General features: G+C 63.2%; 11 protein-coding genes. 8 read left to right on the top strand and 3 right to left on the bottom strand.

Features of this window, described 5'->3' with window-relative positions; all coding sequences use genetic code 11:
* Positions 1-98: 98 nt before the first annotated feature.
* Entirely contained in the window at positions 99-875 is a 777-nt protein-coding gene (locus tag AC4PS6_RS06935) for an ABC transporter substrate-binding protein (RefSeq protein WP_014718054.1), read from the bottom strand.
* A gap of 174 nt (positions 876-1,049) precedes the next feature.
* Positions 1,050-2,549, bottom strand: coding sequence for a CoA-acylating methylmalonate-semialdehyde dehydrogenase (locus AC4PS6_RS06930; protein ID WP_060767473.1), 1,500 nt, complete (start codon positions 2,547-2,549; stop codon positions 1,050-1,052).
* Positions 2,550-2,657: 108 nt separating this feature from the next.
* Between AC4PS6_RS06930 and AC4PS6_RS06925 the strand changes: the two genes are divergently transcribed.
* Positions 2,658-3,587, top strand: a complete 930-nt coding sequence (locus tag AC4PS6_RS06925; RefSeq protein WP_336827263.1) for a LysR family transcriptional regulator — start codon at positions 2,658-2,660, stop codon at positions 3,585-3,587.
* Positions 3,588-3,596: 9 nt separating this feature from the next.
* Here the strand turns inward: AC4PS6_RS06925 and AC4PS6_RS06920 are convergent, their stop codons facing one another.
* Positions 3,597-5,762 (bottom strand): TonB-dependent receptor, encoded by a 2,166-nt coding sequence (locus tag AC4PS6_RS06920; protein ID WP_492180761.1) that lies wholly within the window; start codon positions 5,760-5,762, stop codon positions 3,597-3,599.
* Positions 5,763-5,871: 109 nt separating this feature from the next.
* Between AC4PS6_RS06920 and AC4PS6_RS06915 the strand changes: the two genes are divergently transcribed.
* From AC4PS6_RS06915 to AC4PS6_RS06885, 7 genes are all read left to right on the top strand, one after another.
* Positions 5,872-7,044: an MFS transporter gene (locus AC4PS6_RS06915; protein WP_032903500.1), complete on the top strand. Its 1,173-nt coding sequence runs from the start codon at positions 5,872-5,874 to the stop codon at positions 7,042-7,044.
* Between the two features lie 36 nt (positions 7,045-7,080).
* Positions 7,081-7,596: a sigma-70 family RNA polymerase sigma factor gene (locus AC4PS6_RS06910; RefSeq protein ID WP_003190510.1), complete on the top strand. Its 516-nt coding sequence runs from the start codon at positions 7,081-7,083 to the stop codon at positions 7,594-7,596.
* Positions 7,597-8,565, top strand: coding sequence for a FecR domain-containing protein (locus tag AC4PS6_RS06905; RefSeq protein WP_014718050.1), 969 nt, complete (start codon positions 7,597-7,599; stop codon positions 8,563-8,565).
* A 100-nt stretch (positions 8,566-8,665) separates the two neighbouring features.
* Positions 8,666-11,029 carry a TonB-dependent receptor gene (locus tag AC4PS6_RS06900; protein ID WP_019817275.1) on the top strand — a complete coding sequence of 788 codons (2,364 nt, stop codon included), beginning with the start codon at positions 8,666-8,668 and terminating at the stop codon, positions 11,027-11,029.
* 20 nt (positions 11,030-11,049) lie between these two features.
* On the top strand, positions 11,050-12,189 hold the full coding sequence (locus tag AC4PS6_RS06895) for an ABC transporter substrate-binding protein (protein WP_014718048.1): 1,140 nt from the start codon (positions 11,050-11,052) through the stop codon (positions 12,187-12,189).
* Positions 12,186-13,220 carry a FecCD family ABC transporter permease gene (locus AC4PS6_RS06890; RefSeq protein ID WP_003190501.1) on the top strand — a complete coding sequence of 345 codons (1,035 nt, stop codon included), beginning with the start codon at positions 12,186-12,188 and terminating at the stop codon, positions 13,218-13,220. The genes AC4PS6_RS06895 and AC4PS6_RS06890 overlap by 4 nt, the downstream gene beginning before the upstream one ends.
* Entirely contained in the window at positions 13,214-13,969 is a 756-nt protein-coding gene (locus tag AC4PS6_RS06885; protein ID WP_014718047.1) for an ABC transporter ATP-binding protein, read from the top strand. Before AC4PS6_RS06890 ends, AC4PS6_RS06885 begins: the two co-directional genes overlap by 7 nt.
* Positions 13,970-14,062 lie beyond the last annotated feature (93 nt).

The following is a 14,062-nucleotide window of genomic DNA, read 5'->3' as shown; positions in this document are numbered from 1 at the left end:
GCGAAGGGGCCGGCAAGGTCAACATTTGCATCGCCTGACCCACCGCTTTCGCAGCCTCGCTAAAGCTCGACAGCTCCCACATTGACCGCGTCTTTGCATCAGTCGCCGTAGATATCGGCCTTGAAGTACTGCTGTGAAATCTTCTGGTATTCGCCACTGGCGCGAATGCCGTCGATCGCCGCATTCAATTCGCTGACCAACTCGCCATTGCCCTTGCGTACTGCAATGCCGGCCCCCTCACCCACGTATTTCGGGTCCTTGAGCTCCGGGCCGACAAAGGCATAACCCTGCCCGCGCGGCATCGACAGGAAGTCGCTCAGGGGGATGGTGTCGGCAAAGATCGCATCCAGGCGTCCCGCTGCCAGGTCCATGTAGATTTCTTCGTTATTGCTGTAGCGCTTGACGTTGATGCCCTTGGGTTCGAACACCTCGGTGGCATAGCGGTCGGTGGTGGTGGCGCGCTGTACACCGACGTTCTTGCCCTTGAGGCTGGCGTACTGGTCATCCACCACGGCGCCGTCCTTCATCACCAGGCGCGACGAGGTGAAGTAGTACTTGTGGGTGAAATCCACCGACTTCTTGCGGTCTTCGTTGATGGTCATGGACGACAACGCCATGTCGATCTTCTTGACCTTGAGGGACGGAATCAGCCCGTCGAACTCCCCTTCGATCCACACGCACTTGACCTTCATTTGCGCGCACAGGGCGTTGCCGATGTCGTAGTCGAAACCGACGATCTTGCCGTCGCCGGTCTTGGAGGCGAACGGGGGGTAAGCCGCCTCAATACCGATACGCAGGGTTTTCTCGGCGGCCAGCAGGTGGCTGGAAGCAAACAGGCTCAGGGCCAGGGCGGGAAGGAGATGGCGTTTCTTCATGGAGGGGTTCTCGCAAGTTGTTGTTGGTTTGGCAAGAGTGAAGAAAAACGTGCAGCAGCTATTTTGTACTTATAATTCCATACTGGACTTTTATGTGTTTCACCGTCAACAGGCAAAAAAAATGTGGGAGGGCTTGAGCCTTCCCACATCAGATCCAGCAGCACAGCTTAAACCTTACTTGGACACCGGCATTGCAAACTCCGCGCCCTGCTCGATGCTCTCCGACCAGCGCTGCATGATCGACTTCTGCTTGGTGTAGAAGCGCACGCCCTCGGTGCCGTAGGCATGCATGTCACCGAACAGGCTCTTCTTCCAGCCACCAAACCCGTGCCAGGCCATGGGCACCGGGATCGGCACGTTGATACCGACCATGCCCACCTCGATACGCCGCGCAAACTCACGAGCAATGTTGCCATCGCGAGTGAAGCAACTGACGCCGTTGCCAAACTCGTGGTCGTTGACCAGCTTCACCGCTTCGGCAAAGTCGTTGACGCGCACACAGGCCAACACCGGGCCGAAGATTTCTTCGCGGTAGATGCTCATATCCTGGGTCACGTGGTCGAACAAGGTCGCGCCGAGCCAGAAGCCGTTTTCCAGGCCGGGTTCGGTGGGCACGTAGTCACGGCCATCGAGCAGCAACTGCGCGCCGGCGTGTACACCCTGCTCAATGTAGCCACTGATGCGTTCCAGCGCGGCCCGCGACACGATCGGGCCCATCTCGGCTTTGAGATCGCGGCCATCGGTGATGCGCAGCAACTTGGCGCGTTCGGTCAAAGCGGCGATCACTTTGTCGCCCACATCACCCACCAGCACCGCCACCGAGATCGCCATGCAGCGCTCGCCGGCACTGCCGTAGGCTGCGCCCATCAGCGCATCCACGGTGCGTTCGATATCGGCGTCGGGCATCACCACCATATGGTTTTTCGCCCCGCCCAGGCCTTGCACGCGCTTGCCATTGCGGGCGCCGCTCTCGTAGATGTATTGGGCAATCGGCGTGGAGCCGACGAAGCTCACGGCCTTGACGTCCGGGTGTTCGATCAGCGCGTCCACCGATTCTTTATCACCCTGCACCACATTGAACACGCCTTTGGGCAGGCCGGCTTCATGCAGCAACTCGGCCATGAACAGCGACGCGCTCGGGTCAGTCGGGCTGGGCTTGAGGATAAAGGTGTTACCCGCCGCAATAGCGATGGGGTACATCCACATCGGTACCATCACCGGGAAGTTGAACGGCGTCACGCCGGCGACCACGCCCAGCGGCTGGCGCATCGTCCAGTTGTCCATGCCACGGGAGACCTGGTCGGAGTGTTCGCCCTTGAGCAGGTTGGGAATGCCGCAGGCAAATTCGAGAATGTCGATGCCACGGTCGACTTCGCCCTGGGCATCGGTGAACACCTTGCCGTGCTCGGCGACGATGATGCGCGCCAGGTCGTCCTTGCGTTCGCGCAGCAGGTGCAGGTATTGGAACAACACGCGGGCGCGACGGATCGGCGGGGTGTCGGCCCAGCCGGCAAACGCAGCCTGGGCGGCGGCGACGGCTTCGGCCACGGTCTGGCGGCTGGCCAGGGCCACACGGGCGGTGACTTCACCGGTGGCCGGGTTGTAGACGTCCTGGTAACGGTCATCGCGGCTGACGCGCTGGTCGTTGATGTAGTGCTCGATGGTTGCAGTCATGGCAGTCGATCCAGATGGGTGGCGTTGGTCCACACGATAGGCTTTCGCTTTGTTCCGAACCAGAGCAGAATCCAGAACTTATTGTCCTTATATGCGAACAATACACCCATGGAAAAGGCTGAGATCGAAGGGTTGTGGACCCACATTCACTGGCTGTCAGTGCTGGAGGAACAAGGCACCTACACCGCTGCCGCCGCGCGCCTGGGGGTGAGTAAATCGGCGGTGAGCCAGCGCATTTCCGACCTGGAAAAGGCCACCGGCACGCGGCTGGTGACGCGCACCACCCGCAGCGTGCGGCTGACCGATGCGGGGCTGTCGTTGACCCGCGAAGTACGCAGCGCCTACGCGCAGATCGCCCGCAGTTTTTCCTCGGTGCGCGACTCGGTCGGGGAAATACGCGGGCTGCTGCGCCTGACCGCCCCCGTGGCGTTCGCCCGGCAACAACTGGTGCCGCACCTGTCCGGCTTTTTGCAGCTGTACCCTCAGGTGCGTATCCAATTGGACGTCTCCGATGCCTTGAGCTCATTGGCCGCCGAGGGTTACGACCTGGCGGTGCGCCACGGCTTCCAGGTGCCCGAAACCCACGTGGCCTGGAAGCTGTGCGACACCAACTCGGTACTGGTCGCCACCCATGACTACCTGCAACACCACGGTGAACCCCTCGAGCCGGGCGACCTGTCGGCCCACAACTGCCTGTTTTACCCACGCGGCACCGACCAGCCCGCCTGGACCTTTGAACGCGGCAGCCAGCCCCTCGAGCGCCTCACCGTGCCTATCGCCGGCAGCTTCGCCACTAATAACAGCGAAGCCTTGCGCGACGCCGCACTCAACCACCTGGGCATCGCCCTGCTACCGGACTTCAGCGCCCAGGCGGCGCTGGCCGCTGGCAAAGTGGTGCAGGTGTTGAAGGACTGGACACTCAAAGGCGCGTTTGCCGATGAGATCTACCTGATTCGGCCCTACTCGCCCCATGTACCCAAGTCGGTGAGTGCGTTGGTCAACTACCTGAAGGACAAACTCTCGGGCGGGTTCCGCTAGGCGGCAGGGTTAAAAGTCCACCGTCGCCGACAGCTGCAAAGTACGTGGATACCCCGGCGAGAAGGCGCCGTAAGACGCGACGCCCGACCAGTACTCGCGGTCAAATACGTTCTGCACGGTGGCGCGCAAGGTGGTGGGCCGCCCTTCGATCTTGGTCGCGTAGCGGACGCCGGCATCAATGCGCGTCCAGGCATCCAGCTCCTGGGTGTTGGCCTGGTTGACATATTGGCTGTCGGTGTAGATCGCCCCGCCGGTGAGGGTAAAACCTTCCAGCCACGGGGTGTCGTACTCGGCCCACAGGTTGGCCTGGATATCGGGCACGCCGACCGGTTTGTTGCCTCGGTTGGCGGCGCTCGCCGACTGGGTCAGCTCGCCATCGAGGAAGGTCACGCCGCCCATCAAGCGCGTGCCAGGCGCCACTTCGCCGTATACGCTCAGCTCGACACCACGGTTGCGCTGCTCGGCCTGCACGGAGTACACACCGTTGGCGCCCAATTCGCCGCTGGGCTTCTCGATCTGGAATAACGCCAGGGTGGTCATGAGGGTGCCGTGTTCATACTTCACGCCCAGTTCGTGCTGCTTGGATTCATAAGGCGCGAAGGTTTCACCGGCATTGCTGGCCGTACCCGGCGCGATATCGCCTTTGCTCAACCCCTCGACATAGTTGTAGTAGAGCGACACGTCATCCCAGGGCTTGACCACCACGCCCACCAAAGGCGTGGTCGCAGCGTCCTTGTAGCGCGAACTCACCGCGCCTGCGGCGTTGTAGTTACGCGACTCGATGTCTTGGCGCCGCACGCCCAGGGTCAACTGGATGCGCTCATCGAGAAAGCCCAGGGTGTCGGTGAGCGCCACGCCGGACAGCTCCGATTCGGAGATGCGCAGCACTTTCGGCGCCCGCAGGTTTTGCTTGGGCGTGTCCACCGGGTGGTAGATGTTGGAGCGGATTTCGGTGCCGTTGTTGATGCCGCGAGACAGCTCATCCTGGTAACGGGTCGCCATCAGCGTGGTGGTGTGGGTGATCGGGCCGGTGGCGAACTGCGCACGCAGGCCCACATCGGCGGTGGAACGGTCGACGTTGAACTTGTAGTAACCCGGAATATTACTGGTGTCGCCAGCATCATTGAGGATGCGCGGCACCTGGTCCGACAGGCGCTTGACATCCGACCGCCCGCCGCCGGCATGGGCGAACACGGTGAGCGAATCGCTGAGGTCATATTCACCGCCGAGCAAGGCCGATTGCTCCTTGGTGTCCGACCAGCCCCACTTCTGCGGCAGGCTGGTGCGGCCATTCGGGGCCGAAGGCACCTGCACGCCCGGCGCCAGGGTGAACGGGCGCGAGGCGCCTTCAAAACTTTCTTTCTGGCTGATGTAGTCCAGGTTCAGGCGCAGGCGCTCGCCGCGATAATCCAGGGCAATGGCGCCCACCCCCACGTCGCGATGCTGATCGTCCACGGCGGTGTCGCCCCCTTGCAGGCTGCCGTTGAAGCGCACACCAAACTGGTTTTCCTCACCGAAACGGCGGCTGATATCCAGGTGACCGCCGACTTGGGTGTCGGAGGCATAACTGCCGGTAAAGCGCGTCAGGTCCTGGTCCAGCGGGTGCTTGGGCACGATATTGATCACACCGCCCACGCCGCTGTTGGGCGAGATGCCGTACATCAGCGCCCCCGGCCCCTTGAGCACTTCGACGCGCTCGGCGTACTCGGTGAATGCGCGGTAGTTGGGGGCCACGCCATACACGCCGTCATAGGCCAACTCGCCCAGGTTGCCCTCGCCAATCGCAAAACCCCGCACGAAAAACGAGTCGACAATACCGCCAGTCTGCCCGGTAGAACGCACCGAGGGGTCGCGCTCCAGGGCATCGGCCACGGTCACCGTCTGCAGGTCGGCGAGGGTCTTGGCAGTGTAGCTGGTCACGCTGAACGGCGTGTCCATCACGTCCTTGTTGCCCAGCATGCCCAGGCGCGCGCCACGGGCCACCTGGCCGCCAGCGAGCACCTCGGGCAGGTCGGTGGGGCCCAGATAGCGGGCGTTGACGTTCGTCGCGTCAAGGGTCAGGCTCTGCGCGCTGTCGTCGGTTGACTCGGCGGTGGCGGCCCAGGCGTTGCCACTGGCAGCAGCCAGCAACAGGGCGGTACGAATAGCGAGGGTTAACCGGCTGGCAACAGGCATGACGTCAGGGCCCTTTGATCAAGTGAAGTGAGAATTACGCTTGATGCCAGTCGACGCGTGAAAAAGTATCACCCCAGCCGCGACTTTTTTTGTATAGCGAGACTGCTCCATGCCACCCACCCGCGTCCTGATTGCCCTGCTGTTCACGATCCAGCTTGTGTCCATGGGCGCCATGGAAATGAGCGGGCCGTTCTGGCCGGTGCATTTACGCCAACTGACCGACTCCGACACGCTGTTCAGCTTCGCCAGCGTCGCCGTGTACGTGGGGCCGATGCTCGGCATTCTGTTGACCAGCGCGTTCTGGGGCCGCATCGGCGATCGCTACGGCCACAAGCTGATGATGATTCGCGCACTGGCGGGCCTGACCCTGACGCAACTGGGGCTGGCCTTGTTCAGCGACCTCTGGACTATTCTGGTGCTGCGTTTTCTGCAAGGCGCCTGTGCCGGCTACATCGCCCCGGCCCAGGCGTATGGCGTGAGTATCGAGGTGCCGTCACGGCGTGCACGGCTGTTCGCACTGCTGCAGATTTCCACCAACGTCGGCTCGCTGCTCGGCGCCGTGGTCGGCGGCTTGATCCTCGACCATGCGACGTTCTTCTGGATCAACCTCAGCGCCGCGGCGCTCTGTGCGGTGTGCACGGTGATTGCAGCGCTGACCTTGCCGAACGTGCCACCGGTGAAGAAAACCACAGCCCCCTCAACGGGCGGCACCTGGCAGGCCTCGGCCCTGCTGCCGCTGTTGACGGTGATGGGCATTCTGCTGCTGGCGCGGATGCTGCCGCAGACCTCGTTCGCGCTGTATGTGAGTACGACGTTCGCCGTCAGCAATGCCCTGGTCGGCCTGTGCTACGGCTTGCTGGCCCTGGGTTTTATCCTGTCGGCCACCGCCTGGGCGCGCCAGTTCGAAGGTCGCAGCCAGGCAGACAGCTTGCGCCGCCTCACCTGGGTGGTGGCCGGCTGCATCGCGCTGACAGCCCTCGCCGGCCTCACCCGCAACCCGCTGGTGTTTGTGCTCGCCTATTTTGTCTGGGGCGTATTGCTGGGCGCGACCACGCCGGTACTGATGGCGCTGGTTTCAAGGACCGCCGACAGCACGCAGCAAGGCCATGTGCTGGGGATCGCCCAGGGCACGGCGCAATTTGCCTCGATCGTGGGTATCTGCGCCGGCGGCTTGCTCAGCCAGGTCTATGGCTTGGCGTACACCTACCTGTTTGTGTGTGTGGCCTATGCCATGGCGCTGATTGCGATTCTCGCGTTGCGCAACCGATGGGTTTGCACTTAGCATTGGGAATACTTCTCAATTGCACGGTTGCGCGCCATGAGCGAAAGCCTTCCCGCCGATAACACCCCTCACCTGCGCGCAATCGAGGCGCTGTACAGCGGCCATCACGGCTGGCTGTACGCCACGCTCAAACGCAAACTCGGCAATGCCATGGATGCGGCGGACCTGGCCCAGGACACCTTCACCCGCATCCTGGCCTCGCAGGTCACGGTGATTGACCAGCCACGCGCCTACCTGAGCTGCGTGGCCAAGGGCATCCTGGTCAACTGGTACCAGCGCAAGGCCCTGGAACGTGCCTATCTGGAAGCGCTCGCCAGCGTGCCGGCCCACGAGGTGCCGTCGCCGGAAGCGCACTTTCTGGTGCTGGAGACCCTGCACGAAATCGACGCAATGCTTGACGCGCTGCCGCCGCTGGTCAAGCGTGCGTTCCTGCTGTCGCAGCTCAACGGCCTCAAATACCAGGACATCGCCGAGCAATTGGGCGTGTCGCTGATTACCGTCAAGCGCTACATGAAACAGGCACTCGTCCAGTGCCTGATGCGGGTGGAATAAGTGCTCAGCCTGGGCAAGGAACCGCCGCTGCCCACCGACGCCCTTGAAGAGGCCGCCGAATGGCTGATGCGCCTGAGCGAGAACGAATTGAGCGCCAGCGAACGCGCCGAGTGGGAGCGCTGGAAGGTCAGCAGCCCTGAGCGTGGCCGGGCTTGGGCGCGCGCGCAATTGCTGCAAAGCAAGCTCGGTGGCCTGCCGCCGTCCCTGGCGATGTCGGCGCTGGACCGCCCGAGCAACCCCCAACGCCGCGAAGCCCTGGGCAAACTGGCCTTGTTGCTGGCGGTAATGCCGGTGGGCTGGGGCAGCTGGAAACTGGCGCAGTCCCAGCAATGGAGCGCCGACTACCGCACCCGCATCGGCGAACGTCGCGAACTGACCCTGGCCGACGGCTCGCGCCTGACCCTCAACACCGAGACCGCCATCGACGTGCGGTTCGACACCCAGCAACGCCTGGTGAGCCTGCGCGAAGGTGAAATACTGGTGCAGACCGCACAGGATGCATCCCGCCCGTTCCTGGTCAGCACCCGCCAGGGCCATATGCACGCCCTGGGCACGCGTTTTACCGTACGCGAACGGGGCGCACGCACGCATCTGGCGGTGCTTGAGGGCGCGGTCAAAGTGAAGCTGGCCGACAATAGCCAGAGCGCGCCACTGATCGTCAGCGCCGGGCAACGCACGGATTTTTCCGCGCAACAGTTCGGCGCGCTCACCCCCGCCGACCGCAATATCAGCGCCTGGACCCAAGGCATGCTGATGGCCGACAACATGCGCCTGGCAGACTTTGTCGCGGAACTGACCCGCTATCGGCGTGGCTTCGTGCGCTACGACCCGGCCATTGCAAACCTGCGTATTTCCGGGGCCTTCCCCATCGCCGATACCCAGCGCACCTTGAACATGCTGGTGCAGACCTACCCGGTGCGCGCCAGCGGCCATTTGAACGGTTATTGGGTCAGCCTGTCGCCGGCTTGAGGCGGCGCCAAAATAAAACGCGCCGCGGGTGATACTTTTTTCGCGCTCGGCTGGCAAACACTCATACCCCTTTTCCCTTTCGTCCATAGGGCTGCCCTCCATGCTTGTGATTCGCAGCGCGCTGCTCAGCCTGGCCCTGGCCGGTGCCGCCCTGGCGGACGTGCCGGCGCAATGGGACAGCGTGACGGTGCGCACCTACCACATCGACCCCGGCCCGCTCGGCGCCACGTTGTCGAGCTTTGCCGTGGACGCCGGTATTGCCCTGTCATTTCTCCCGGCACTCACCGAGGGCCTGACCAGCCCAGGCTTATCCGGCCGTTACTCGCCCCAGGAAGCGGTCACGCGGCTGTTGGCCGGCAGTGGCCTGGACATGGTGCAGCGCAGCGACGGCAGCTACACCCTGGTGCCGGGTCAAGTCACGCTTTCGGACATCACCGTCAGCGCCCCCGAGCCACGCGCCAGCGACCTGCCGCCGCTGTATGCCGGCGGCCAGGCAGCCACCGGCGCGCGCCTGGGCATGCTGGGCAATACCGACGTGATAGATGCGCCGTTCAGTGTCAGCGCCTACACCGCCGCGCTGATCCAGGACCAGCAGGCAACCACGGTCGGCAATGTGCTGGAGCGTGATTCCTCGGTGCGCTCCACCGGGCAGACGGGCGGGATTGTCGACTCGTTCTTCATCCGCGGTTTCCCGGTGGGTGAAGGCAACCTGGGAGAACTGGCGTTCGACGGCGTGTACGGCGTGGCCTCCAACTACCGGGTGTTTACCGACTACGCCGAGCGCATCGAAGTGGTCAAAGGCCCCGGTGCGCTGCTGTACGGCATGTCACCCAACAGCGCGGTAGGCGGCGTGATCAACGTGGTGCCCAAGCGCTCCCTGGATGAAGACCTGACCCGCTACACCGCCAGCTACACCCAGGACGCGCAGGTCGGCAGCCACCTCGATATCAGCCGGCGCTTTGGCGACGAGCGCCGCTTCGGCGTACGCCTCAACGGTAGCCTGCAGAACGGTGACACGGTGATCGACCAGCAGTCGCGCGATATAGGCATTGGCGCGCTGTCCCTGGACTACCAGGGCGAACGCCTGCGCACCAGCCTTGATCTGATTTCCCAGCAGGAGAAACTCGACGCCGCCTCGCGCCCCTTCCTGATTGCTGCCGGCGTCGACGTCCCCTCCGCCGCCAACGGCCGCACCAACGTCAGCCAGGACTGGGGCTGGTCGCGCACGCGAGATAAATCCGCGCTGCTGAACGGTGAATACGACCTCACCGACGCGCTCACACTGTTTGCCCATGCCGGTGGCGGCAAATCGGCAGTAGCGCGGATGTCCGACCAGACGCCGACCCTCATCAACGCTGCCGGCGACACGTCTTCGATCCCCGGTTATTACCGTTTCGATGTGCAGCGCTACACGGTCGACGCCGGTGCGCGGCTGCGCTTCGAAACCGGACCGATCAGCCACAGCGCCACCGTGCAGGCCAGCCGTTATCGCGACGAGCTGTCGCGGGGGATTATTTCCGGGGCCCCGGTGCTGTCCAATCTCTACCATCCGGTGGACCGGCCCAAGCCTGCGATCGCCAAGCCCGCCACGCCGAAAGTATCAGCCAGCGAACTGTCTGGCGTAGCCATCGCCGATACGTTGTCGGTGCTCGACCAACGCGTGCAAGTCACCGTCGGCCTGCGCCAGCAGCGTATCCAGTCCAGCAACTACAACAGCGCCGGCGTGGCCACCAGCACCTACGACGACAGCAAGGTCACGCCGCTGTTCGGCGCAGTGCTCAAGCCCTGGGAGCATGTGGCGTTCTACTACAACTACCTTGAAGGGTTGAGCAAGGGTGACGTGGCGCCTTCCAACGCCGCCAACGCCGGCGAGGTGTTTGCGCCTTACGTGTCCAAACAGCATGAGATCGGGGTCAAGGTCGACTACGGCACCTTCATGGCGACCCTGGCGCTGTTCCAGATCCACAAGCCCAGCGGCGAACTGGCCGCCGGGCGCTTCTCGGTACAGGGCGAACAGCGCAACCGTGGCCTGGAGTTCAATGTGTTGGGCGAAGTCGCCCACGGCACGCGCCTGCTCGGTGGCGTGACCCTGCTGGATGCCCAACTGACCAAAACCGCGATTGCCGCCAACACCGGCAACACACCGGTGGGCGTGCCCGACGTGCAAGCCAACCTGTGGGCCGAATGGGACACCTCATGGGTCGAGGGCCTGACGCTCACCACAGGCGCCATCTACACCGGCAGCCAGTACGTCAACCAGGCCAACACCCAACAGCTCGATGCGTGGACCCGCTTCGACATCGGCGCACGCTACAGCACGCGTATCGCCGAGCACCCGACCACCCTGCGCGCCACGGTGCAGAACCTGTTCGACCGCGAGTATTGGTCAGGCGTCGCCTCCTACGGTGCGTTTTCCCAAGGCTCGCCGCGCACCCTCCTCCTCTCGGCCACGGTCGATTTCTGACACCTGCAAGGGCTTGATTCATGATCTGCATTGTTCGACGTTGCCACCTTCTAGCGGCGCTGCTGTTCACCGGGTTGTTGGGGGCTAGCCTGCCGAGCATGGCGGCGCTGACCACCGTCACCGATCTGCTTGGGCGCCAGGTCAAGGTCAAGCTGCCGGTGCAGCGGGTGATTCTTGGCGAGGGCCGCCAGCTGTACCTGGTGGCGGCGCTGGACACGCAAAACCCGATTGAACGGATCGTTGGCTGGCGCAAGGACCTGATCCAGTCCGACCCGGACACCTACAACGCCTACCTGCGCGCGTTTCCCGCCATCGCCAAGATCCCCACCTTCGGCGGCTTTGAAGACGGCACCTTTGATATCGAGCAGGCCATCTCCCAACGCCCCGACGTAATCATCCTCAATATCGAGGCGCAGCATGCCACCGAGGATGCGCGCTATATCGAGAAGCTCGATGCCTTGGGCATCCCGGTGGTGTACGTGGATTTTCGCAACCAACCGATGACCAACACCGAGCCGACCATGCGCCTGTTCGGCCAGTTGTTCGGCAAAGAGCAACGGGCCGAGGATTTCATTGCGTTTCGCAACCAGCAGATCCGCCGCGTGACCGACGTGATTGCGGCGCAGCAACCGGCGCGCCCGTCAGTGTTTATCGAGCGTATCGGTGGCTACACCGACGACTGCTGCCTGAGTTTTGGCAATGAAAACTTCGGCCTGTTCGTGCAGATGGCCGGCGGCGACAACATCGCCAAAGGCATTATTCCCACCACCTTTGGCCAGTTGAACCCCGAACAGGTGATCGTGGCCAACCCCGACCAGGTCGTTGTCACCAGCGCCAATTGGGAGGCGTTTGCCCCCGGCGGGCATTGGGTTGGCGTGGGGCCGGGCGCCGACATGGCCCAGGCCCGAGCCAAGCTGGCGTGGTACACCCAGCGCCCCGCCTATGCCGGTATCAAGGCCCAGGGCCCGCAAGCCTTCCACGCCATCTGGCATCAGTTCTACAACAGCCCGTATCAGTTCGTGGCGATCCAGCAACTGGCCAAGTGGTTTCATCCCGACCTGTTTGCCGACCTGGACCCGGACGCTGCGTTTCGAGAACTGCACGAACGCTTCCTGCCCGTCCCTTATGAGTCGGGTTACTTCGTGAGCCTCAAGCCATGAGCGCCCCGACCTACCGCAACCTGGTGATACGCAAACGCCTGATCCTCCTTGCCCTGGCATTGCTGTTGTTGTGCAGCGTGCTGCTCGACCTGGCCCTGGGCCCGGCCAGCTACAGCCTCAGCGAAGTGCTCGGCGCCCTGTTCTCGCCCGACAGTGCCGCGCCGCAAGTGCGTGTGGTGATGTGGGACATCCGCCTGCCCGTCGCCCTGATGGCGGTCGCCGTTGGCGCGGCGTTGTCCCTGGCCGGGGCGCAGATGCAGACCATCCTCAACAACCCGCTGGCCAGCCCCTTTACCCTGGGCATTTCTGCCGCCGCCAGTTTCGGTGCGGCCATGGGCCTGGCGTTTGGAGTGGCGTTGTTTCCGCTGGCGGCGCAGTACATGGTGCCGGTCAACGCGTTCATCATGGCGATGCTCTCGGCGCTGCTGATCCACTTCCTGAGCCTGCGCCGTGGGGTGACGGCCGAAACCATTGTGCTGCTGGGCATTGCCCTGGTCTTTACCTTCAACGCGCTGCTGGCCCTGGTACAGTTTTTCGCCACCGAACAAGCCGTGGCAGCCGTGGTGTTCTGGACCATGGGCAGCCTGACCAAAGCCACCTGGCCCAAGCTGGGGGTGATCTGCCTGATCATCCTGGTCACCCTGCCGATTTTCGCCAAGCGCGCCTGGGCCCTCACCGCACTGCGCATGGGTGACGACAAGGCCGCCAGCTTCGGCATCAACGTGCGCAGCCTGCGCTTTCAAACGTTGATCATGGTCAGCCTGCTCGCCTCGTTCCCGGTCGCCTTTGTCGGCACCATCGGCTTTATCGGCCTGGTGGGCCCGCACATCGCACGCATGTTGATTGGCGAGGACCAGCGCTTCTTCCTGCCCGCCTCGCTGCTCACCGGCGCGTTGATTCTGTCAGCCAGCTCGGTGGTCAGCAAAACCCTGATTCCGGGGGCGATTTTCCCAATAGGCGTGGTTACGTCACTGATCGGCGTGCCGTTCTTTATATCCCTGATCCTGGGCGGCAAGAAAAACTCATGGTAAGTCTCCAGTTGAAAGACCTCGGCGCCCGCTACGGCCAGCGCACCATCATCCGCGAAGTGAACACCGCAGCCTTTGTCGGCGGCCAGGTGGTGGCGGTGGTCGGGCCCAACGCTGCCGGTAAATCCACCCTGTTCAAGCGCATGGCCGGGCTGATCGACGGGCCAGGCGAGGTGCTGCTGCAGGGCTCGCAAAAAGGTGCACAAGCCATCAGCTACATGCCCCAAGGACTGAACGCCAGCGCCCGGTTGACGGTGTACGAATCGGTACTGCTGGCGCGTAAACAACTGACGCCGGGGTGGGTGGTACAAGACGACGAGTTGAACTTGGTCGACGAAATGCTCAGCGCCCTGGGCATCACCGGCCTGGCCTTTCGCAACCTCGGTGAACTCAGCGGCGGCCAACAACAGCTGGTGTCCATCGCCCAGACGCTGGTGCGCGAACCCGACGTACTGCTGATGGACGAACCCACCAGCGCCCTCGATATGCATCGCCAGGTACAAGTACTGGATTTCATGCGCACCCTGGCGCGCAAACGCGAGGTGATTGTGTTCATCGCACTGCATGACCTGAACCAGGCACTGCGCTTTGCCGACCAGGTGCTGGTCATCGCCGACGGCACAGCCCAGGGCAGCGGGCCGAGCCACGCGGTGATCAACGAAGCGATGCTGCGCGAGGTTTACCAGGTGCAGGCACGCATCGAGCGCTGCAGCCGCGGGCAGGCGCATATTTTGATTGATGGGGTTGTGTGAAAGCAGAGATATTTACTCAATTGTGTAGCGATCAACGGTAACCACGATGCGAAGCGAGCCGCTGTTGATCTTGATCTGCTTTTGATCTTGATC

The organism is Pseudomonas sp. DW-iso17, assembly GCF_058725345.1.
Note: the sequence above shows the minus strand (reverse complement) of the source record. Positions and strands in the feature narration are given on the sequence as shown.